Source organism: Desertibaculum subflavum (assembly GCA_003576705.1).
Classification (GTDB): domain Bacteria; phylum Pseudomonadota; class Alphaproteobacteria; order Ferrovibrionales; family Ferrovibrionaceae; genus Desertibaculum; species Desertibaculum subflavum.
This window is the reverse complement of record QOZS01000038.1, coordinates 1-21,487: the sequence shown is the minus strand read 5'-3', so window position 1 is coordinate 21,487 and position 21,487 is coordinate 1. Positions and strand designations below refer to the sequence as shown.

23 protein-coding genes are annotated in these 21,487 nt (G+C 69.0%); 13 read left to right on the top strand and 10 right to left on the bottom strand.

Annotated features, from left to right (window positions below; translation table 11 throughout):
* Nucleotides 1-2 precede the first annotated feature (2 nt).
* Entirely contained in the window at nucleotides 3-131 is a 129-nt protein-coding gene (locus DT074_RS18885) for an aa3-type cytochrome c oxidase subunit IV (RefSeq protein ID WP_119421421.1), read from the bottom strand.
* A gap of 517 nt (nucleotides 132-648) precedes the next feature.
* Between DT074_RS18885 and DT074_RS18880 the strand changes: the two genes are divergently transcribed.
* The 4 genes from DT074_RS18880 to DT074_RS18865 all read left to right on the top strand — a co-directional run bounded on the left by DT074_RS18880 (nucleotide 649) and on the right by DT074_RS18865 (nucleotide 6,055).
* Complete coding sequence (locus DT074_RS18880) at nucleotides 649-990, top strand: hypothetical protein (RefSeq protein WP_119421420.1); 342 nt, start codon at nucleotides 649-651, stop codon at nucleotides 988-990.
* A gap of 86 nt (nucleotides 991-1,076) precedes the next feature.
* Nucleotides 1,077-2,393 (top strand): efflux RND transporter periplasmic adaptor subunit, encoded by a 1,317-nt coding sequence (locus DT074_RS18875; protein WP_119421419.1) that lies wholly within the window; start codon nucleotides 1,077-1,079, stop codon nucleotides 2,391-2,393.
* Complete coding sequence (locus tag DT074_RS18870) at nucleotides 2,390-5,545, top strand: efflux RND transporter permease subunit (RefSeq protein ID WP_119421418.1); 3,156 nt, start codon at nucleotides 2,390-2,392, stop codon at nucleotides 5,543-5,545. Before DT074_RS18875 ends, DT074_RS18870 begins: the two co-directional genes overlap by 4 nt.
* Before the next feature lie 168 nt (nucleotides 5,546-5,713).
* On the top strand, nucleotides 5,714-6,055 hold the full coding sequence (locus tag DT074_RS18865) for a DUF952 domain-containing protein (RefSeq protein WP_119421417.1): 342 nt from the start codon (nucleotides 5,714-5,716) through the stop codon (nucleotides 6,053-6,055).
* On the opposite strand, the gene DT074_RS28145 is transcribed toward DT074_RS18865, so the two are convergent.
* The 8 genes from DT074_RS28145 to DT074_RS18825 form a co-directional block, all read right to left on the bottom strand.
* Complete coding sequence (locus tag DT074_RS28145) at nucleotides 6,056-7,117, bottom strand: molybdenum ABC transporter ATP-binding protein (RefSeq protein ID WP_162915010.1); 1,062 nt, start codon at nucleotides 7,115-7,117, stop codon at nucleotides 6,056-6,058.
* Complete coding sequence (gene modB / locus DT074_RS18855; protein ID WP_119421416.1) at nucleotides 7,110-7,778, bottom strand: molybdate ABC transporter permease subunit; 669 nt, start codon at nucleotides 7,776-7,778, stop codon at nucleotides 7,110-7,112. The genes DT074_RS28145 and modB overlap by 8 nt, the downstream gene beginning before the upstream one ends.
* A 27-nt stretch (nucleotides 7,779-7,805) precedes the next feature.
* Complete coding sequence (gene modA, locus DT074_RS18850) at nucleotides 7,806-8,588, bottom strand: molybdate ABC transporter substrate-binding protein (protein WP_119421415.1); 783 nt, start codon at nucleotides 8,586-8,588, stop codon at nucleotides 7,806-7,808.
* A gap of 56 nt (nucleotides 8,589-8,644) precedes the next feature.
* Entirely contained in the window at nucleotides 8,645-9,001 is a 357-nt protein-coding gene (locus DT074_RS18845; protein ID WP_119421414.1) for a winged helix-turn-helix domain-containing protein, read from the bottom strand.
* The gene (locus DT074_RS18840; RefSeq protein ID WP_119421413.1) at nucleotides 8,998-10,422 is read right to left on the bottom strand and encodes an amidase; all 1,425 of its coding nucleotides are present in this window, start codon (nucleotides 10,420-10,422) and stop codon (nucleotides 8,998-9,000) included. Before DT074_RS18840 ends, DT074_RS18845 begins: the two co-directional genes overlap by 4 nt.
* Before the next feature lie 126 nt (nucleotides 10,423-10,548).
* The gene (locus DT074_RS18835; protein WP_119421412.1) at nucleotides 10,549-12,030 is read right to left on the bottom strand and encodes an ABC transporter substrate-binding protein; all 1,482 of its coding nucleotides are present in this window, start codon (nucleotides 12,028-12,030) and stop codon (nucleotides 10,549-10,551) included.
* Nucleotides 12,031-12,061: 31 nt separating this feature from the next.
* Complete coding sequence (locus DT074_RS18830) at nucleotides 12,062-13,051, bottom strand: P1 family peptidase (RefSeq protein ID WP_119421411.1); 990 nt, start codon at nucleotides 13,049-13,051, stop codon at nucleotides 12,062-12,064.
* Between the two features lie 22 nt (nucleotides 13,052-13,073).
* Nucleotides 13,074-13,847, bottom strand: coding sequence for a cyclase family protein (locus DT074_RS18825; RefSeq protein WP_119421410.1), 774 nt, complete (start codon nucleotides 13,845-13,847; stop codon nucleotides 13,074-13,076).
* A 56-nt stretch (nucleotides 13,848-13,903) separates the two neighbouring features.
* Between DT074_RS18825 and DT074_RS18820 the strand changes: the two genes are divergently transcribed.
* The 5 genes from DT074_RS18820 (at nucleotide 13,904) to DT074_RS18800 (ending at nucleotide 18,252) form a co-directional block, all read left to right on the top strand.
* Nucleotides 13,904-14,425 (top strand): L,D-transpeptidase family protein, encoded by a 522-nt coding sequence (locus DT074_RS18820; RefSeq protein WP_119421409.1) that lies wholly within the window; start codon nucleotides 13,904-13,906, stop codon nucleotides 14,423-14,425.
* 40 nt (nucleotides 14,426-14,465) lie between these two features.
* Nucleotides 14,466-14,912 (top strand): MarR family winged helix-turn-helix transcriptional regulator, encoded by a 447-nt coding sequence (locus DT074_RS18815; protein ID WP_119421408.1) that lies wholly within the window; start codon nucleotides 14,466-14,468, stop codon nucleotides 14,910-14,912.
* A 43-nt stretch (nucleotides 14,913-14,955) separates the two neighbouring features.
* Nucleotides 14,956-16,332 carry an MATE family efflux transporter gene (locus tag DT074_RS18810; protein ID WP_119421407.1) on the top strand — a complete coding sequence of 459 codons (1,377 nt, stop codon included), beginning with the start codon at nucleotides 14,956-14,958 and terminating at the stop codon, nucleotides 16,330-16,332.
* A gap of 109 nt (nucleotides 16,333-16,441) precedes the next feature.
* The gene (locus DT074_RS18805) at nucleotides 16,442-16,735 is read left to right on the top strand and encodes a hypothetical protein (protein WP_119421406.1); all 294 of its coding nucleotides are present in this window, start codon (nucleotides 16,442-16,444) and stop codon (nucleotides 16,733-16,735) included.
* A complete protein-coding gene (locus DT074_RS18800) occupies nucleotides 16,735-18,252 on the top strand; it encodes a metallophosphoesterase (RefSeq protein ID WP_119421405.1) in 1,518 nt (505 codons plus the stop codon). Before DT074_RS18805 ends, DT074_RS18800 begins: the two co-directional genes overlap by 1 nt.
* Nucleotides 18,253-18,276: 24 nt before the next feature.
* On the opposite strand, the gene DT074_RS18795 is transcribed toward DT074_RS18800, so the two are convergent.
* Nucleotides 18,277-18,708 carry a hypothetical protein gene (locus DT074_RS18795; protein WP_119421404.1) on the bottom strand — a complete coding sequence of 144 codons (432 nt, stop codon included), beginning with the start codon at nucleotides 18,706-18,708 and terminating at the stop codon, nucleotides 18,277-18,279.
* A gap of 140 nt (nucleotides 18,709-18,848) precedes the next feature.
* On the opposite strand from DT074_RS18795, the gene hpxZ reads away from it, so the two are divergent.
* From hpxZ to DT074_RS18775, 4 genes are all read left to right on the top strand, one after another.
* Nucleotides 18,849-19,229: an oxalurate catabolism protein HpxZ gene (gene hpxZ / locus DT074_RS18790; protein ID WP_119421403.1), complete on the top strand. Its 381-nt coding sequence runs from the start codon at nucleotides 18,849-18,851 to the stop codon at nucleotides 19,227-19,229.
* Nucleotides 19,230-19,356: 127 nt separating this feature from the next.
* Nucleotides 19,357-19,575 carry a translation initiation factor IF-1 gene (infA, locus tag DT074_RS18785; protein ID WP_119421402.1) on the top strand — a complete coding sequence of 73 codons (219 nt, stop codon included), beginning with the start codon at nucleotides 19,357-19,359 and terminating at the stop codon, nucleotides 19,573-19,575.
* Between the two features lie 14 nt (nucleotides 19,576-19,589).
* Nucleotides 19,590-20,186: a Maf family protein gene (locus DT074_RS18780; protein ID WP_119421401.1), complete on the top strand. Its 597-nt coding sequence runs from the start codon at nucleotides 19,590-19,592 to the stop codon at nucleotides 20,184-20,186.
* Nucleotides 20,183-21,487, top strand: a 1,305-nt coding sequence (locus DT074_RS18775) for an Rne/Rng family ribonuclease (RefSeq protein WP_119421400.1), incomplete at its 3' end; no start/stop codon positions are given. The genes DT074_RS18780 and DT074_RS18775, both read left to right, overlap by 4 nt.

Sequence of the window (21,487 nt, the reverse complement as noted above, 5' to 3'; positions counted from 1 at the left end):
GGTCAGGTCAGGAAGATACCCATCAGGACGAGAACGATCGCAGAGAGGATCACCCCCCATTTCGTCACGGTCATCACGCCGGCATAGGTCTCGCGATGCTGGGTGATATCCATCGAGCCGTGTTCGGCCATCCAAAAAAACCCCCGCGAATCTGCGTATTTGCCCAAGGGCGCGGCACTATAGCAAAGCCCCCTCGCCCAGCAAGGCGACCCGCCGCCGCGGCGCATCTGTTCCGCGGCGTATCCGTTCCGCGGCACGTCTGTTCCGCGGCACGTCTGTTCCGCGGCACGTCTGTTCCGCGGCACGTCTCTTCCGCGGCACGTCTGTTCCGCGGCACGTCTGTGCCGCGGCACATCCGTTCCGCGGCACATCCGTTCCGCTCGCAGCCACTCGACACCCAGTTGGCCCGTTCGGCTCAGATCACAGCAGGCCCCGCACCGTTCCCCCAGCCAGCAGCCTCTCTCTATGCTCAAATCATGCCTCCAAAGCGAATGTATTTGTATAATATAGCAAACCATATCTGAATGCAAGTGGATTGATGGCGCGGGGCGGCACCAGCTTCGGCCAAACGTGGTCCGACGCCCCTTCACCGGGGATTGATTGCGATGGGTCAAGACAACGGCGATATCTCTGTGGTCTAAGAAAATCATGGTGCGCCGCTTTCTCAGCCTGCTGATCGCGCTGACGATCGCCTTCGCGATGCCGTCGATTGCCGGCGGCGCGCCGGTGCCGCATGTCATGGCGGCGAAGACCGATTGTGCCTGCCTCAACGCCGACAGCGGTTGCGGCGAGCACGGCATGCCCGGCTGCCAGGGTGCCCTGGCCTGCGCGGTGCAATGCGGGGCGGGCGCGCCGATGCTGGGGGTGGAGCTTGGCGCGGCGCCATCGGCGGAAACGGTGGCGACGCACCTGATGACGCCCGCATCTCCGCTCGTATCGGCAGCAGCCGCACCGCCCTTCAGACCCCCCACAGCCTCGATCCCCGCCTGAACCGTCGCCCCTGCGGGCGGCGGTTGTTCCGAGTGGCTTGACGGCGAGCTGCGCCCGTTTCCGCGCGCCGCTGGAGGATCGAGATCATGACCCGCATCATCACCCTGATTGCCGGCGCCCTGATGGGCGGCGTCGTCGGCGCCTTGGCGGTCGCCCGGTACGGCGACTCCCTCCCGGCGTTCCTACCGAGCGCACCGGAGGCACATGCGGAGGCCGCCGCATCGCCGGCCGAGCCCAAGCCGGGGGCGCGCAAGGTGCGCTTCTATCGGAACCCGATGGGCCTGCCGGATGTCTCGCCGGTGCCGAAGAAGGATTCGATGGGGATGGATTACATCCCCGTCTACGAGGACGAGACCCAGGACGCGCCCGGCACGGTGCGCGTCAGCCTGGCCAAGGTGCAGCGCGCCGGCGTGCAGACCGAGGCGGTGACCAGGCGCGCGCTGGTACGACCGGTTCGCGCCACCGGCACGGTGGCGCTGCACGAAGCGCGGCTTGCGGTCGTCACAGCCCGTTTCGGCGGCTTCGTCGAAGAGCTGCACGTGGCGCTGACCGGCAGCGAGGTGCGCGCCGGCATGCCGCTGATGCGGGTCTGGATCGAAAGCCCGGAGATCCTGCGGAAGCAGGCCGACTATCTCGCGGCGCTGCGCGGTGGCCGGCCGGCCGATGCCGTCGCGGCCGAAGGAAATCTGCGACTGTTCGGGATTCCTGACGCCGCGATCGATCAGCTCCGGCGAACCGGCGATCCGGTCCGGTCCATCCTGCTCACGGCGCCGGCCAGGGGCACGGTGATGGAGAAACCGGCCATCGTGGGCATGCGCTTCCAGCCCGGCGACATGCTGTTCAAGACCGCCGATCTGTCGCAGCTCTGGGTGATGGTGCAGGTGGCGGAGCGCGATCTCGGTGCGTTGCAGGTCGGTCAGCCGGCCCGGATCACGCTGAAGGCGTTCCCCGACACCGCCTTCGCCGGCAAGGTCGGCTTCATCTATCCCGATCTCGACATGGCGACGCGTACCGCGCGGGTCCGGATCGACCTGCCCAACCCCGACGGGCGCATCCGCACCGGCCTTTACGCCGACGTGACGATTGAAGCCTCCGCCGGCGCGGCGCCGGTGCTGGCCGTGCCGGCCAGCGCCATCATCGACAGCGGTCGCCGCAAGGTCGCCTTCATCGCCAAGGAAGACGGCGTGTTCGAGCCGCGTGACCTGGTGCTCGGCGCCCGCGGCGACGGGCTGGTGGAAGTGCGGCAGGGCCTGAGCGAAGGCGAGCGCATCGTCGTGCGCGGCAACTTCCTGATCGACGCCGAGAGCAACCTGCGCGCGGCCCTCACCACCTTCGACGCGCCGCCCGGCGACAAGCGGCCGGCCGAGCCTTCCGAAAAGACCGGCACGGAGGCCGGCCGATGATCGCGCGCGTCATCCGCTGGTCGGCAGAGAACATCGTCCTGGTGCTGATCGGCGCCGTCTTCGCGACGCTGGCCGGCGTCTATGCGGTCAGCCGCGTGCCGCTCGACGCCATCCCCGATCTCTCCGACACCCAGGTCATCGTCTACACCGAGTATCCCGGCCAGGCGCCGCAGGTGGTGGAGGACCAGGTCACCTTTCCGCTGACCACAACCTTGCTGAGCGTGCCGAAATCGCGCGTGGTGCGCGGCTTCTCCTATTTCGGCGTGTCCTTCGTCTACGTCATTTTCGAGGACGGCACCGACATCTATTGGGCGCGCAGCCGCGTGCAGGAATACCTGAGCGTGGCATCGCAGCGCCTGCCCCGTGGCGTCGCCCCCGCGCTCGGTCCCGACGCGACCGGCGTCGGCTGGGTCTATCAATACGCGCTGACCGGCGGCGACCGTGATCTCGGCGAGCTTCGATCGCTGCAGGATTGGCATATCCGCTTCGGCCTCGCCAAGGCCGACGGCGTGGCGGAAATCGCGAGCGTCGGCGGCTATGTCAAGCAGTACACGATCGTGGTCGATCCCAACCGGTTGCGCGCCTTCGGCCTGACGCTCGAAGCGATCCGGGCCGCGGTTCGCGCCAGCAACATGGATGTCGGCGGGCGCACGGTGGAGCTGGCCGAGACCGAGTTCATGATCCGCGGCCGCGGCTACATCAACGGCATCGCCGACCTGGAGCGCATCGCCGTCAAGGTGAAGGACGGCACGCCGGTCCTGCTCGGCGACGTGGCCAGCATCGAGCTTGCCCCGGACGAGCGGCGCGGCATTGCCGAGCTCAACGGCGAAGGCGAGGTGGCGAGCGGCATCGCGCTGCAGCGCTTCGGCGCCAACACGGTCGACGTCATCCGCTCGGTGAAGGACAAGCTTGCGGGCCTGGCGCCGAGCCTGCCGCCGGGCGTCGCCTTCACCACGGTCTACGATCGCTCAACCCTGATCTACGGCGCGATCGAGACACTCGCGCGGACGCTGGCCGAGGAAAGCCTGGTGGTCGCCGCCGTGTGCCTCTTGTTCCTGCTGCACGCGCGCAGTGCCCTGGTCGCGGTGATCACCCTGCCGATCGGGATTCTGATCGCTTTCGCGGTGATGCATGTGTTCGGCATCGGATCGAACATCATGAGCCTGGGCGGCATTGCCATCGCCATCGGGGCCATGGTCGATGCCTCGATCGTGATGGTGGAGAATGCCCATAAGCGGCTGGAGCAGGCAGGCCCCGACGCCAACCGGCGCGAAGTGCTGATCAAGGCGGCGGAAGAGGTCGGACCGGCCCTCTTCTTCAGCCTGCTGATCATCACCGTCTCGTTCCTGCCGATCTTCGCGCTCGAAGCGCAGGAAGGGCGCCTGTTCAAGCCGCTCGCCTTCACCAAGACCTTCGCCATGGCGGCGGCGGCGCTGCTGTCGATCACCCTGGTGCCGGCGTTGATGATCCTGTTCATCCGCGGCCGGATCATTCCGGAGGCGCGCAATCCGATGAACCGGCTGCTGATCTGGCTGTACCGGCCGGTGATTCGTCTGGTGTTGAGGGCCAAGATCCTGACTGTCGTGCTCGCGGCGGCGGCGCTCGGCGCCTCGGTGATCCCGCTGCAGCGCCTCGGCACCGAGTTCATGCCGAACCTGAACGAAGGCACGCTGCTCTTCATGCCGACCACGCTTCCGGGGCTCTCGGTCACCAAATCGGCCGAACTGCTGCAGACCCAGAACAAGATCATCAAGTCGTTTCCCGAGGTAGACTCGGTCTGGGGCAAAGCGGGCAGAGCGCAGACCGCGACCGACCCGGCGCCGATCGAGATGTTCGAGACCACTATCAACCTGAAGCCGCAAGGCGAGTGGCGCCCCGGCATGACGGTCGACAAGCTGATCGCCGAGATGGACACGGCGCTGCAATTCCCCGGCGTCAGCAATGCCTGGACCATGCCGATCAAGGCGCGCATCGACATGCTGGCAACCGGCATCCGAACGCCGGTCGGCGTGAAGATATTCGGCTCCGACCTCGGCGAGCTGGAGCGGCTCGCGCGCAGTGTGGAGGCGGCGTTGCGCAATGTGCCGGGCACGGCCAGCGCCTATGCCGAGCGGGTCAATAGCGGCTACTTCCTGGAGATCCGGCCCGACCGCGACCGCATCGCCCGCTATGGCCTGATGATGGAGGACGTGCAGCGCACCATCGCCTCGGCCATCGGCGCGGAGCCGGTGACCACCACCGTCGAGGGCCGCGAGCGCTATGGCGTGGCGCTGCGCTATCCGCGCGACATAAGGAGCGACCCAGAGGCGATTGCGGCCGAGGTGCTGGTCTCGCTGCCCAACGGTGCCGCCGTGCCGCTCGGCGAGGTGGCGACGATCGAGCGCACGCAAGGGCCGACCATGATCCGTACCGAGAACGGGCAGGTTTCGGTCTATGTCTTCGTCGATATCCGCGACCGCGATCTCGGCGGCTATGTGCGGGACGCCAAGCAGGCGGTGACGCAGGCCGTGCGCTTTCCGCCCGGCTATTACGCGACGTGGAGCGGGCAGTTCGAGTATCTGGCGCGGGCGGAGGAGCGGCTCCGGATCGTGGTGCCGGCGACCCTGCTCGTCATCTTCCTGCTGCTGTATCTGAATTTTGGCCGCATCTCCGACACCCTGATCGTCATGCTGTCGCTGCCCTTCTCGCTGGTGGGCGGGCTCTGGATGATGCACTGGCTCAGCTTCAACCTGAGTGTCGCGACCGTAGTCGGCTTCATTGCGCTGGCCGGCGTCGCCGCCGAGACCGGCGTCGTCATGCTGATCTATCTCGACCATGCGCTGAAGGAGGCCCGCGCCCGGGCCGTGACGGAAGGCCGTGCCTTCAGCCGCAACGACCTCTACCGCTCGATCGTCGAGGGCGCGGTCGAGCGCGTGCGGCCAAAGATGATGACGGTGGCCGCGATCATGGCCGGCCTGGTGCCAATCCTGTGGTCGACCGGCATCGGGTCGGAAGTGATGCAGCGCATCGCCGTGCCGATGATCGGCGGCATGGTCTCTTCCACCGTGCTGACGCTCGTCGTCATCCCGGCGATCTGGGGCCTGGTCGAGGGCGCGCGGCTCAGCCGCGCCCCCGGCCGCCGACTTGCCATCGCCGCCGCCGCGAACGAATAGCCCCCGTGCGTCGGCGACGGCGCACGGGGGCCGGGGCCCGGACCTGCCGACCTGCGGGCTCGGGCTTTCGGGGACGAGAGCGAGGCGAGATCGGCCTCGCCCCGAAGATTGTTCCGGTAACACTGATCGGATTGGACGATCAGGTCGCCTCGGCGCTACAACGCACGCATGACCACGATCTATCACATGGCGGCCGAGGCTGATTGGCACGTGGCGGAGGCGAACGGCCATTACGGCGGCTCGGCCGACGACCTGCGCGACGGATTCATCCACTTCTCCACCGCATCGCAGGTCAAGGAATCGGCGGCGAAGCACCGCGCCGGGCGGCGCGACCTGGTGCTGCTGTTCGTCAAGGCGGAGATCCTGGGGCCGGCGCTGAAATGGGAGGCCGCGCGCGGCGGCCAGCCGTTCCCGCATCTCTACAGCGAGCTGCCGGCCGGCGCCGTGCACCGCGCGGTGCCGCTGCCGCTCGGGCCGGACGGGCGGCACGTGTTCCCGGATCTCGACTAGCTAGTTCCGATCGATCGCGACCGACTTGACCAGGGCGAAGACCTCGCGTCCTGGCGCGAGGGCGAGATCGTGCGCCGCATCGGCGGTGATGCGGGCGGTAAGCGATGCCGTGCCGATCGCGACCACGACCAGTGCGGCGCCGCGTTCCTCCCGGACAGAGACCACGCGGCCGGCGAAAACATTGCGCAGGCTGATCTCGGCCGGACGGCGGGTCGCCAGGATCACGTCGCGCGCCGCGAAGCGGAGTCTGAGTGGCGTACCCGGCGGCGGTTCAATGACGGTAACCAGGAAGGCACCATCGGCGAAGGCGAGCCGCGTCAGGCCACGTTCCGGCAGATGCGCCTCGACGGTGACGCGGAACAGGTTCTCCGGCTCGGCGCCGCCCAATAGCAGCGCGGCGATATCGCCGGTTTCGACCGAACGTCCGTGATCCAGCCGGACGAAACGATCGGCCAGAACGGCCGCATCCTGGCGGTCGTGCGTGACCAACACGACCGGCACGGAGATGCGCGCGCGCAAGGAGAGAAGCTCGGCGTGCAACTCGCGCCGGATGTCGGGATCGACGGCGGAGAACGGCTCGTCCAGCAGCAGCACCGCCGGATCACGGGCGAGCGCGCGGGCAAGCGCGACGCGCTGGCGCTGGCCACCGGAAAGATCCGCGGGCTTGCGCTCGGCGAGCCCGTCAAGCCGCACCAGGGCGAGCAGCTCGCGCACGCGCCCCGCCCGTGCCGCAGGCGGCAGATGGCCGAGCGAGGTGGCGACATTCCGGCCCGCGCTCATATGCGGGAACAGCGCATAGTCCTGGAACACGAAGCCGATGCGCCGCGACTGCGGCGCGACGTCGATGCCGGCAGCGGCGTCGAACCAGAGGTCATCGCCGCAGCTGACGCGACCGCGCAGCGGTCGCGCGAGGCCGGCGATCATGCGGAGCACGGTCGACTTGCCGCTGCCGGAAGGGCCGACCAGCGCGACAAGTTCGCCCGGCGCGCAGTCGAAGGCGACGTCGATGGCAAAGGGCTCTGCCCGCGTGACCTCGACCCGGAGCCCGGCCGCCTCAGTCACGCTCGCGCACCATGCGGCCGCCGACCAGGTACACGATGCCGATGGTCGCGAAGGAGAAGACCAGCAGGAAAAGCGACATGATTCCGGCGCCGTGGTCGTCGAAGGCCTGCACGCGGTCGTAAATCGCGACGGCAACGGTCTTGGTTTCGCCGGGAATGCTGCCGCCGACCATCAGGACGACGCCGAACTCGCCAAGCGTATGGGCGAAGGTGAGGACGATGGCGGTGAGCAGGCCCGGCCACGCGAGCGGCAGCTCGACCTTGAGGAAGGTCGACCAGCGCGAGAGGCCGCCGACCCAGGCGGCCTCGCGCAGGTTGGCCGGCACGGCATCGAAGGCGCGCTGCAGCGGCTGCACCGCGAAGGGCAGGTTGAAGACGATCGAGGCGACGAGCAGTCCGGCGAAGGAGAAGGCGAGCGTGCCGCCGGTCGCCCAATGCCAGACCTGGCCGAGCGGCGAGGACATGCCCATGGCAACCAGCATGTAGTAGCCGAGCACAGTCGGCGGCAGCACCAGCGGCAGCGCGATCAGCGCCTCCACGAAGCCGCGGGCGCGGAAGCGGCGGAAGGCCAACCAGCGCGCCAGCAGGATGCCGATCGGCAGCAGGATCAGCGTCGTCGCCGCCGACAGCCGGAGCGAGAGGGCCAGCGCAGTCCAGTCCAACTTGTCGTCAACCCCCGGCTCAGACCATCAGGACGTTTCCCCCGGCAGCACGAACCCATAGCGGATGAACACCTCCCGCGCCGGGCGCGTCTGGACATAGGCATAGAAGGCGCGGGCGGCTGGCGTGGCGTTCTTCATCAGCACCATGCGCTGGTTGAGCGGGCGATGCCACTCCGCCGGAATCAGGGCGAACCGGCCGAGCTTCGCGACATCAGGCGCCAGCGCCAGCGAATACGCGACGATGCCGCCCTGGGCCGAACCGGCGGTAGCAAACTGCGCCGCCTGGGAGACGTTCTCGCCGAGCACGAGCAACGGCTTCACCGCCTCCCAAAGTCCGGCATGGGTCAGCGCCTGTTCGGCGGCACGCCCATAGGGCGCGTGCTCCGGATTGGCGATGGCGAAGCGCCGGATGCGCCCATCCGCCAGCGCCGCCTTCAGATCCTTGAGCTCGCCGTCGACATTGAGCGGAGAGCTGTGCGGCGCGATCAGCACGATCCGGCCGATGGCATAGAGCGCCCCGCGGTCGACGGTGAGCCCGCGATCGGCCAGCCGATGGACATAGGCCTCGTCGGCGGCGAGGAACATCTCGAACGGGGCGCCTTGCTCGAGCTGGCGGGCGAAATTGCCGGAGGAGCCGAAGCCAAGCCTGACATCGCCGCCGGTCTCAGCCTTGAAGCGGAGCGCGATCTCCTCCAGCGCGAACTTCAGGTCGGCGGCGGCGGCGATCACCGGCGGGGTCTGGCTGCGGGCCGGCGTAGCGAGCGCCAGCAGCGCGAGAAAGAGCGGCACAAACAGTTTCAGAAGCGACATGTCGATATACCTGTTCGGCGATATCGCCCGCAAGATATATCGAGCCGACGTCCCGATCAACTCGCGGCCAGCCGGCGCCGCAGGCGCGCAAGCTCCCGCGCGGCGGCGCGCGCCGTCTCCGCCTCGACGCGGCGATAGGCAGCAAGCACCGCCTCGCCGAGCGGCGAGAGCGTCGCGCCGCCGCCCGCCTTGCCGCCCTTGGCCGCCTCCACCAGGGGCGCGTCGAACATGCCGTTCAGCTCCTCGACGATGCCCCAGACGCGCTTGTAGCTCATGCCGAGCTTGCGGCCGGCGCCGGCGATCGAGCCGGTCTGCTGGATGCCCTCCAGCACGTCGGCCTTGCCGGGGCCGAGGCGGATGCCGTCGGCGAGGTCGAGGCGGAGGCTGATGCCGACCGCGGGCTTGCCGCTCATAGAGCGGGCCGCTTGTCCGCCCAGGGCCGCGCCGCTTCGAGCAGCGCCGCGGCGCGCAGGATGGCGGCATCGTCGCGGAACGGCCCGACGATCTGCAACGCGAGCGGCAACCCGTCGGCGCCGAAGCCGGCCGGCACGGTGATCGCGGGATGGCCGGTCAGGTTGAACGGGAGCGTGAAGGGATACCAGGCGCGGCGCACGGTATCGGCCGGCTCGTTGTCGATGGTGATGGGGGCGAAGAAGTCATGGTCGATCGGCAGCGCGGTGCGCGACAAGGTCGGCATCATCACCAGGTCGAAGCGCTCGAACCAGCCCTGCACGCGATTGAAGATCTCCGTGCGCTGGAAGAAGGCCTTCTGCAGGTCGACCGCCGAATACGGCGCGCCGCCGTCGATCTGCCGGCGCAGGGTCTCGCTGAAGCGCGGCCCCAGCCGGTCGGCCGCGTCGCGGAAGCGGGCGTTCCAGTTCGCCTGCGTGAGCACGAGCCAGATCGGCTCGGTCGAGGGCACGTCCGGCTGCTCCTCGATCACCGCGCCGAGGCTCTCGAAGGCCTTGAGCGCCGCCTCGCCGGCGGCCAGCACTTCGCGCGCGACCTTCGGGTAGCCGAGCCGCGGGAACCAGGCGATGCGCTTGCCCTTCAGGTCGCCTGCCGCCCGCGCCGCTTGCGCGTAGCCCGTCGTCGCGTGCCCGTAGGAATGCGGATCCGAGGGATGCGCGCCGGCCATGACGTCGAGCATCAGGCCCGTGTCGAGCACGGTGCGCGTGGTCGGCGTGAAATAGGAATTGTTGCCGAAGGCGTCGGGCGCCTGGCCGTGTGGCACCAGGCCGAGCGACTGCTTGATGCCGACCACGCCGTTGCAGGCGGCCGGGATGCGGGTCGAGCCGCCGCCATCGGAGGCGACGGCGAGCGGGCCGAGGCCGGCCGCCACCGCGACCGCGGCGCCGCCGGAGGAGCCGCCGGAGGTGCGGGTCTGGTTCCAGGCATTGGCGGTGCGGCCGAACAGCGGCGCCTCGGTGAAGGGCTTATGGCCGAATTCCGGCGTCGTGGTCTTGCCGAACAGGATGGCGCCGGCGGCCCGCAGGCGCGCGATGCAGGGCGCGTCCTGCTTCGGCACGTTGTTCTCGAAGGCGAAGGAGCCGAAGGTGGTGCGCACGCCCTCGGTGTTCACGAGGTCCTTGGCGGAGAACGGCACGCCGTGCAGCGGCGCGAGCGCGGCGCCGGCCATGACCGCGGCTTCGGCGGCTTTCGCTTCGGTGAGGGCGCGGTCGGCGCAGAGGGTGATGAAGCAGTTGAGCCGGGGCTGCAGCCGCTCCACCCGTTCCAGCACGGCGCGCATTATCTCGACCGGCGAGACCCGCTTCGCGCGGATCAGCGCGGCGAGATCGGCGGCGGGGGTGTAGCAGAGATCTTCAGGGGACATGCGTGCGTACCCCGTCCGCGTCTTGGCCGGGCTTGTCCCGGCCATCCACGCCTAGCGACAGCACTGCGGATTGCCGTGGATGCCCGGGACAAGCCCGGGCATGACGATAATTCAAGTGATGATGCACTACTGCCAATGCACCCTGGTCAGGTCGTTCACGAAGATCGGGGCGTTCTGCCAGATGCCGGTGAGGCCCTTCTTGTAGTAGCTGACCCGCGGCAGCATGAAGAGGTAGCCGTTGACGGCATCTTCCGTGAGCTTCGCCTGCGCGAGCTTGGTCAGGCGCGAGCGCTCCTTCGGGTCGAGCGCGGCGCGCGATTGCTGCATCAGGCTGCGGAAATCCGCGTTGTCGTACTGGAAGTAGTAGCTCGGGTTCTCGTAGATCACCATGTCGAGCGGCTCGACATGGCTGACGATCGAGAGATCGTAGTTCTTGTTCTTGTAGACGACGTCGAGCCACTGCGCCCATTCGACGTTCTCGAGCTTGGCCTTGATGCCGACCTTGGCGAGCTGGGCGGCGATGACCTCGCCGCCGCGCCGGGCGTAGGTCGGCGGCGGCAGCACCAGGGTCCATTCCGTGCCGGGCGCGACGCCGGCCTCGGCGAGCAGCGCCTTCGCCTTGCTGACGCTGTGCGGATAGACGCCGGTCAGGTCGACATAGTCCGGATTGTTCGGCGAGAAATGGCTGCCGATCGGCACGCCGACGCCGTTCATCGCGCCGTCGATGATCTCCTGCCGGTTGATCGCGTGCGAGATTGCGCGGCGCACGCGCACGTCGTCGAAGGGCTTCCGCTTGTTGTTGATGCCGAGGATGGTCTCGCCCTCGGTCAGGCCCTCGGTGACGGTAAAGCGCTTGTCCTTCTTGAACTGGTCGATGTTGTCGGTGCCGCCCTGGGGCACGGCGTCGATATCGCCGGCCAGCAGCGCCGCCGACATGGCCGAGGGATCGTTGATGAAGCGGAAGGTGATGCGGCTGAGCTTGATCGCGGCCGGCTCGCGATAGGTCTCGGCCTTCACCAAGGTCACCGACTGGCCCTTCTGCCAGGCGGAGAATTTGAAGGGCCCAGTGCCGACCGGCTGTGTCGCATTGGTGTCGGCCGATTTCGGCTCCACCAGCGCGGCGGTATTCTCGCCGAGATTGAACAAGAGGTTCGGGTTGGTCGCCTTCAGCTTGATGATGACGGTCGAGGGATCGGGCGTCTCGATCGCCTCCATGTTGGCGAAGATCGCCTTACGCTTGTTGGTGCTCTTCTCGCCCTTGGCGCGCTCGAAGGCGAATTTCACCGTCGCGGAGGAGAACGGCTCGCCGTTGTGGAATTTGGCGCCCTCGACCAGCTTGAAGGTATAGGCCTTCTGGTCCTCGGAGATCGACCAGCTCTTGGCAAGTCCGGGATCGACACCGCCCTTGTCGTTGATGCGGGTCAGGCACTCATAGAGGTTGTAGTGGGTGATCTCGCCGATCGCCGCCGCGGCGCCGGTGGTGGGATCGAGGCCCGGCGGCTCCAAGGTCATGCCGAGCGTCAAGGTGTCCTTCTTCGCCTGCGCGTGACTTCCAGGCGCGGCGAGGCCGAGAGCCGCCACCAGCGCCAGCAGCATCGTGGTCTTCATTGGGTGTCCCTCCGAGAGCACGGCCTGAGCGTCACGGCCAGGTCGTGCGATAGCTCCTGATGTCGCCCAGATCGTCCGCCGCGTAGACGCCGCGGGCGATGGCCCGCGCCACGCAGTCGGCCGCGACATGGCCGATCCGGGCGAGCTCGACCACCGAGGCGAGCGGGCGCCGGCCGGTCGAGATCACGAAAATCGTATCACCGTCGAACGGCGTGTGCACCGGGCGGATGGCGCGGGCCAGCCCGTCCTGCGCCATCATGGCGACGCGCTGCGCATCCGCCTTGGTGAGCGCGACGTCGGTCGCCACCACGCCGATGCAGGTATGACCGCCGATGCGCCCCTCGGCCGGCAGGTCGGTCGCCGGCGAGCCGCCGCCCTTCGGCGACGGCCGGCCGCCGAACTCGGCATCGATCTCGAACGGCGCGGCGAAGAAATGGCCGGCCGCGTCGGTGACGGCACCGACGCAGTTCACCACCATGACGGCGCCGATCGCCGCGCCGGTCGCGTCGTCGACCGCCGAGGCGCTGCCGAGCCCGCCCTTGAGCTTGCCGGCGCGGGCGCCGAGGCCGGCGCCGACATTGCCGAGCCGGAATTCCGCCGAAGCACTGGCGCAGGCCTCGCGTCCGAGACGGAGATAGGGCGGCTCCTCGCCCCAGTTCTTGTCGCCGCCGCTGACCAGGTCGAACACGATCGCCGCCGGCACGATCGGAATATGGAAGCCCGCCACCTCGACGCCGCGATTGTTCGCCGCGAGCCAGCGCGAGGCGCCGGAGGCGGCGTCGAGGCCGATCGCCGAGCCGCCGGAGAGCACGATGGCGTCGACGCGATCGACGCGGCAGTCCGGCGCCAGCAGGCTGATCTCGCGCGTGCCGGGCGCGCCGCCGCGCACATCGACAGCGGCGAGCGCCGCCGGCTCGGGCCGCACCACCGTGGTGCCGGTATGCGCGCGGGCATCCTCCGCATTGCCGACCAGGATGCCGGGGACGTCGGTGATCAGGTTGCGCGGGCCGGGGCGGAACATCGAACCAGTCTAACAGCTCACGTCAGTCAAAGATCGCCACGGCGCGGGTCCAGCCGGCGGAGGCGCCGCGGATCTTCATCGGGAAGCAGGCGACCTTGAAGCCGTCGCCCGGCAGGGCTTCCAGGTTGTGCAGCTTTTCCAGATGGCAATAGCCGATGCGGCGGCCGGCCTTGTGGCCTTCCCAGATCAGCGAGGCGTCGTGAGTCGCCTTGTATTTTTCCGCCGTGTAGACGAAGGGGGCGTCCCAGCTCCAGGCATCGGTGCCGGTGAGGCGCACGCCGCGCTCCAGCAGGTACATGGTCGCCTCGAAGCCCATGCCGCAGCCGGCGCTGACATAATCGTCGTTGCCGTAGCGCGAGCCCGCACGGGTGTTCACCACCACGATGTCGAGCGGCTTGAGCTCGTGGCCGATCCGCTGCAGTTCGGCTTCCACATCCGCCGCGGTCGCGACATAGCCGTCGGCGAAATGGCGGAAGTCGAGCTTCACGCCCGGCTGGAAGCACCAGTCGAGCGGCACCTCGTCGATGGTGATGGCGCGTTCGCCGTCATTCATCGTCGAATGGAAGTGGTACGGCGCGTCGAGATGGGTGCCGTTATGGGTGATCAGCGATACCTGCTCGAAGGCCCAGGCCTCGCCATCCGGCAGGTCCTGCTGCTTCAGGCCCGGGAAGAAGGCGGCCATGCCCTCGAAGGTGCTCTTGTGATCCAGATAGGTGATCTTCGGCAGGAAGGCCGGCGGATCGGAGACGACGTCGTTCTCGAGATAGATCGAGAGGTCGACGATGCGGCGCGGCATGAGCTTTCCTCCAGCGTGATCGGGCCTAGCATAAGGCAGTCGGAAGCGAGCGAGACATGGCCGATCTGATCGTGACAGCGGAGGGCCCGGGCGCGACGCGAGGCAAGGTGCGTCTCGGCCGGCTCGTCTTTCCCTGCGCGCTCGGTCGCGGCGGGATCGTGCGCGACAAGCGCGAGGGCGATGGCGGCACGCCGGCCGGGCGGTTCCCCTGGCGCTACGTCCTCTATCGCGCCGATCGCCTGCCGCGGCCGGCGACGCCGCTTGCCTGCCGCCTCATCACGCCGGAGGACGGCTGGTGCGACGATCCGGCCGACGCGGCGAACTACAACCGTCCGGTCCGCCTGCCCTATGCCGGCTCGCACGAGCGGCTGTGGCGGCCGGACGGGCTCTACGACGTGATCCTGATCCCCGGCCACAACGACGCCCCGCCGGTGCCGGGACTGGGCAGTGCCGTCTTCGTGCATGTCGCCACCGAGGACTATGCGCCGACGGCGGGCTGCGTCGCGCTCAGGCTGGAGCACCTGCTGGTACTGCTTGGCCACCTCGATCCCGAGGGCGTGATGGTGGTCACCACCTGAGCGCTTGCCATTGCCTGCATATGCAGGTATATTGCGCGCCATGGCCGGACGAGACGACATCGAAGCCCCGCGCTTCAGCTGCACCTGCTCGCGCATCCGCAAGGCGGCGCGGCGGGTGACGCAGATCTACGACCAGTTCCTGGAGCCGACCGGGCTGACCATCACGCAGTTCGGCATGCTGGCGCAGCTCAAGCGCCACGATGGCATCACCATCGGCGGCCTGGCCGAAAAGATGATCATGGACCCGACCACGCTGACCCGGAACCTGCGCCCGATCGAACGCGACGGCCTGGTGAGGCAGGTGCCCGATCCCGACGACCGGCGCGCGCGCCAACTGCACCTGACCCCGCGCGGCCGCGCCGCGTTCGAGAAGGCGCGGCCGGCCTGGGCGAAGGCACAACGCCATATGGAGACCACGCTCGGCGAGCCCGAGACGGAAGTGCTGAACGCCGTGCTCGACCGCTCGCTCGCCCGGCTCACCGCGTGAGCTTCGTTTTCGGCAAATAGCTGCATATACAGGTAGACCAGCCATGCACGCTCCCGCCATCCCCGCCGCGACGCTTCGCCCGGTCAGCCCGCTACTGGTCGCGCCGATCCTGCCGACCCTGCTGCGCCTGAGCCTGCCCAACATGGCGGCGATGCTGGCGACCGCGCTGGTCGCCATCGCCGAGACCGTCTATGTCGGCCTGCTCGGCACCGCGCCACTGGCCGGCATGGCGCTGGTCTTCCCCATGGTGATGCTGATGCAGACCATGTCGGCCGGGGCCATGGGCGGCGGCGTCTCCTCCGCCGTCAGCCGCGCGCTCGGCGCCGGCGACGAGCAGAAGGCGGAGCAGCTGGCGCTGCACGCGGTGACCATCGGCGCGCTGGCCGGCATCTTCTTCCTGGCGGTCTTCCTCGCCTTCGGCACCGCGATCTACACGCTGCTCGGCGGCCGCGACGCGGCGCTCGACGAGGCGCTGCGCTATTCCAACATCATCTTCCTCGGCGCGCCGGCGATCTGGCTGACCAACACGCTCGCCTCCGTCGTGCGCGGCACCGGCAACATGAAGGTGCCGTCCGCCACATTGTTCCTGGTCGCCGCGGCGCAGGTCGTCATCGGCGGCAGCCTGGGCCTCGGCCTCGGCCCGATGCCGAAGCTCGGCATGGTCGGCGTCGGGCTCGGCCAGGCCATAGCCTTCAGCGGCGGCACCGTCTTCCTGCTCTGGTTCCTGCTCGCCGGGCGCGGCCGCGTGACCCTGCGCCTGGGCGGCCTGCGCCTGCGGCGCGAGATGTTCTACGACATCCTCAAGGTCGGCGCCGTCGCCTGCCTGTCGCCGGTGCAGACGGTGCTGACCGTGCTGATCCTGACGCGGCTGATCGCATCGTTCGGCACCGAAGCACTGGCCGGCTACGGCATCGGCTCGCGGCTGGAATTCCTGCTGATCCCGATCACGTTTGCCATCGGCGTCGCCTGCGTGCCGCTGGTCGGCATGGCGATCGGCGCCGGCGACGTGGCGCGCGCCCGGCGCGTCGCCTGGACCGGCGGGCTGCTCTCGGCCGTCATCGTCGGCGCCGTCGGCACCGCGGTGGCCGTCATGCCGGACCTCTGGGCGATGCGCTTTACCGACGACCCGGCGGTGCTCGCCTCCGCCCGCGCCTATCTGATCTGGTCGGGTCCGGGCTACGTCTTCTTCGGCCTCGGCCTCTGCCTCTATTTCGCTTCGCAGGGGGCCGGCAAGGTGCTGGGGCCGGTGCTGGCCGGCACGCTCAGGCTCGCCGTGGTGGCGCTGGGCGGCTGGTGGCTGGCTTCGACCGGCGCGCCGCAATGGTCGATGTTCGCCCTGGTGGGCGTCGCCATGGCCGCCTTCGGCATTGCCGCCGCCGCCGCGGTCTGGTTCGTGCCCTGGGGTCGTCCGACACGGTAGAGGCGACGCGACGCCGATGACGTGATCCGCGCGCCCGGCCCGCGGACAGCCAGGCGGACTTGTCGGCTGTTGTCTGCTATGCTGTGCGGGCAACCGCATAGGGAGCGCTATGTGGGATGGCATCAGCTATGTCGAGCCGTCGCGGCGCCCGGTCATTCATGAAGGGTTCGGCGCGGCGCAGGTGATCGTCAGCAACGCCGGACCCGGCGTGGTCGATCTGCTGGTCTGGAGCGAGCCGATGCGCAAGCCGGACGAGCCCCCGGCATTCCGCATGCGCATGATCCCAGGCAATACCCGTTCGGCCAGCGGGCCGATGATCGCGGTCGGACTGTCGGAGGATCAACGCGGATCGCTTCCCGCCGGCGCGCCGTTCGCGGCAATCGGCTGGCGGATGGTGCGCTGATGTCCGCCTGGCGCCAGCTGAGCATCGTGCATGTCAGCGACCTGCACTTCGGACCCCAGCACGCCTTCCAGCCGCCACTGCCGCCGGATGGACATCCGGCCGTCGCGAAGGGCTGGCCGAAGCTGCTCGAGACGCTGAAACGGGACTGGCTGATCGGAACCTTCGCCGACCGTGGCGCACCGCCGACACCCTCCGGCTTCCCGCCGGCGGCTCGACGGGCGGATGGCCGTCCCGATCCCAATACCCGGGTGGTGGTCGCCATCACCGGCGACCTGACCGAGACCGCGAAAGACACCGAGTTTGACGACGCGCGAGCCTTTATCGACGGCTGTTCGGCGGCGAGCATCACCGGTTGGCAGACCCGCCCTGAGGACATCTTTCTGGTGCCCGGGAATCACGATCTGCATTGGGGCGAAAAGACTCCGCGAGGCCGGTGGCTCGGCTTCAGCAATCTCTACGGCGACCTGCGCCAATGCCGCATCGATCCGGCAAAGCCCGATGGCCTGACGCGCATCGTCGATCAATCCGAGCAGGGCCTGATCGTCGCCGAGATCAATTCGGCGGCCTACATCCAGAAGGATGTCGAGAACCGAGGACAGGTCGACCAGGCGGCGATCACCTTGCTGCGCGATGAACTGGACAAGATCGATGCAGAGGCGCGCCGCCGGGCCATCAAGGTGGCACTGGTGCACCATCATCCGGTGCAGTTGCCGGGCCTGGCCGAAGCGAAGGAGGGCTACAGCGCGCTGGTGAATTCCAACGCGCTGCTCGAGCGGCTGCGCGAGTACGGATTTCACCTGATACTGCATGGCCACAAGCACGTGCCGTTCACGTTCTGGTACGACCCCGTCTGCGCCTGGATCGGCAATCATGGCTATCCACTGATGATTGCTGCCGGTGGCACCGCCGGCAGCAGCGATCTGGGCAGAGGTCCCGGTGTCACCAATACCTACAACATGATCACGCTGCGCTGGGACCCTTTGTTGCAGCGCGTCCGCATTCATGTCGAGACACGCGGGCTGGTCCGCACCAAACCGGATAACTCGGCGTTGGATCCGATCGACTGGCGCTGGCAAACGCTGCGGGTCAGCGACCGGCATTTCGAGCTTCCACGCGAAGCCGCATCGGCCGGCGTGGCGGCGGTGCGAGAGGCGTCGCCGGCCGAGGTGGAAGAACTGGAAGCACCCCGCCAGCAAGCCATCCACGCGACCCGGCGGAACTTTCCGGTCATCGAGATTCTGCCGTCACTCGACCCGCAGCAGGGAAGCGAGGCGCGGGTGCGTATCGAGGGCCAGATCGGCCGTGACGATTACGAGCCGCCCGAGCGGGTCGAATGGTGGGCAGGGCCGGCTTTCAAGAACGTTGTCAGCGTGTCTCGCAGCGAGGATCCGCAATTCGGCGCGCGCTTCACATACTGGGGGCCCGTGCTCATCCAGGCAAAGCTGCATTGGAAAGCAGGACCGCCTGCCCTGGCACACGTCTTCGCCCCCTTGCCGGCGGACGGCACGAGCCGTTAGCCGGCAACCCGCGGCGCGACCTGTTCAGTCGAACTGGCGCGGTACGCCGAAGGGGGCGAGGCCGCCGAGCAGGCGGGCGGTGTGCCACTGGTACCAGCGCACGAACATGACCGACTGGTCGACGCCGAAATCGCCGCGATGGCCGAGGCCGTCGCGGACGCGGACGGCGCCGCCGCCGCGGCCGGCGCAGGTCCAGTTGCGCGGGTCGATGATGGCACAGTCGCCGAGCCTGGCCGGCGCGCTGTCGGCCGAATCGGGCGACCAGTAGACGACGGAGCCGCTGCCCGGCACCACGTGATAGACCGTGCGCCGGAGCGGCTCCAGCATCTCGCAGCTGCCGCCGCGGCCAGCCATGCAGCGGACGGGATAGAGCGTCGTCTCGTCGCGCGCGGTCTCGGCGGTGAGGTAGACCAGCGCCGCCGCGAGAACGGCGACCATCTCCACGATACGCGTCATGATGCCCGGGTGGCCTCCTGCATGGCGGCGCGGATCATAGCGACGATGCGGGTTTCGACAATTGACGAAGCAGGCCGGCGATGGCCCGATCCTTGCTGCGGCTGCGAAGGGCCGGCAGGGCCGGCGGCGAGGGGAGTGGCATGCAGATCAATCTGCCCGAGGTGGTCGAGGAAGTGCGCGCGGCCTTCATGGCCTATGAGAAGGCGTTGGTAGGCAACGACGTGGCGGCGCTGGACGGCTTCTTCTGGGCCGACGACAAGGTGCTGCGCTACGGCCTGGGGGAGAACCTGTACGGCCACAAGGAGATCGCCGCCTTCCGGGCCGGACGGCCGGCGATCGACATGAGCCGCGAACTGACCCGGGTGGTCATCACCACCTTCGGTCGTGACTTCGCCACCGCCAATTGCGAATACCGGCGCAGCCAGAGCGGCAAGCTGGGCCGGCAGAGCCAGAGCTGGGCCCGCCTGCCCGAGGGCTGGCGCATCGTTGCCGCGCATGTCTCCTGGTACCAGCCGACCTGACGCTCGATTCATGCGCCGGGCGCCCGAATCCGCGCCGGAACCGGGCGGATCGGCCGGATTTGCCTTGACCCGCTCGGGCCGCCGCTCCCATGTTCACGCCCGATTGCAATTTCCCAAGGACGACCGGATGCCGAAGGAGGAGATGCTGGAATTTCCCGGCGTGGTGACGGAGCTGCTGCCCAACGCCATGTTCCGGGTCAAGCTGGAGAACGAACACGAGGTGCTGGCCCACACCTCGGGCAAGATGCGGAAGAACCGCATCCGCGTGCTGACGGGCGACAAGGTCATGGTCGAGATGACGCCCTACGATCTGACCAAAGGGCGCATCACCTTCCGCTTCAAATAGCGGACGCGATTCCGTTGGGCGCGCGAGCGCCGCTCGTCCTCGCCTCGGCCTCGCCAAGGCGGCTCGAGCTTCTGCGGCAGATCGGGCTCGACCCCGATGCCGTCGTCCCCGCCGAGATCGACGAGACGCCGAAGCCGCGCGAGCTGCCGGCCAAGTACGTCCTGCGCCTGGCCGAGGCCAAGGCGGCGGCGGTGGCGCGGGCCCGGCCCGGCGCCTTCGTGCTGGCGGCCGACACCGCGGTCGCCTGCGGCCGGCGCATCCTGCCAAAGGCGGAGGACGAAGCGACGGCGGCGCGCTGTCTCGATCTGCTCTCCGGCCGCCGGCATCGCGTGATGACCGGCATCGCCGTCGTCACGCCGGCGGGGCTGAAGCGCAGCCGGGTGGTCACCAGCGCGGTGCGCTTCAAGCTGCTCGGCCCGGCCGAGAAGCGCGCCTATCTCGCCACCGGCGAATGGCACGGCAAGGCCGGCGGCTATGCCATCCAGGGCCACGCGGCCCGGCTGATCCCCTGGATCGAAGGCTCGTATTCCAACGTCGTCGGTCTGCCGCTGGCCGAGGCGGCCGACCTTCTGGCCGGCCTCGGCTTCATGCCGAAGGAGGCCGAGCGATGACGGTGGAGATCCTGGTCGAGGAAAGCCCGCTGGAGACCCGCATCGCCCGGGTGGAAGACGGCCGCCTCGCCGCCCTCGACATCCTGCGCGACGATTCGCGAAGCCTGATCGATACCATCTGGCTCGGACGCGTGCGCCGCGTGGTGCCCGGCATGGAGGCGGCGTTCGTCGAGATCGGCGAGGCCAAGGCTGGCTTCCTCGCCGCCGCCGAGATCCCCTCGTCCAGCCCGGATGCCGGCATCGCGAGCCGCGTGCGCGAAGGCCAGGCGATCGTCGTGCAGGCGATCCGCGACCCGGTCGGCGACAAGGGCGTGCGGCTGACCGCGGCCATCAAGCTGAGCGGCCGGGCGCTGGTCTACACGCCGCGGGAGGCGGGCATCCGCATTTCCCGCCGCGTCGAAGACGAGGCCGAGCGCGCGCGCCTTGCCGAGCTGGTCGCCCCGGAAGCTGCGGACGGTGGCTTCATCCTGCGCACGGCGGCGGCGGCCCTGCCATCCGATGCCATCCTGGCCGAGGCCCGCGCCTTGGCGGCCCGCTACCGGTCGATCGCGGCCGCATTGTCCGGCGCGACGCCGCCGCGCCGGCTGGCGCCGCCGCCGAGCCTGGTGCTGCAGCGCATCCTGGAGGCCGGCGGCAATCCCGCCGCCATCGTCGTCGAGGGCCGGCATGCCTATGCCGAGCTGCACGCGGCCCTGCTCGCCGTGGCGCCCGATCTGCTCGCGCGGCTGCGCCAGCACGGCGAACGCGAGCCACTGTTCGAGATGCGCGGCATCGAGGGCGCGATCGAGCTGGCGCTGTCACGCCGTGTGCCCTTGCCATCCGGCGGTGCCATCGTGATCGAACCGACCGAGGCGCTGACCGCGATCGACGTCGATGCCGGCGGCGTCGGGGCGGCGGGCGATGCCGAGACGGCGCGGCTGCGCGTCGACCTGGAAGCCGCCGCCGAGGCGGCGCGGCAGATCCGCTTGCGCGATATCGGCGGCGTCATCGTGATCGACTTCATTCGCCTGCGGGAGGACGAGAGCCGGGCGCGGCTGATGCGGGCCCTGCGCGAGGCCTTCGCCGGCGATTCCGCCGGCCCCCGCATCGCCGACCTCTCGCCTTTCGGCCTGGTGGAGATGACGCGCCGACGCCAGGGCGTCGCACTGGACCAGCGGCAGATGGAGAGCTGCGCCACCTGCGCCGGCGAGGGAAGGCTGCCCAGCGCCGCGACCGTGGCCGCCGAGGCCGGCCGCCACCTCGCCCGCGCGATCGCGCGCGCTCCGGCCGGGCGCTGGTCGATCGCGGCGGCGCCGGACGTC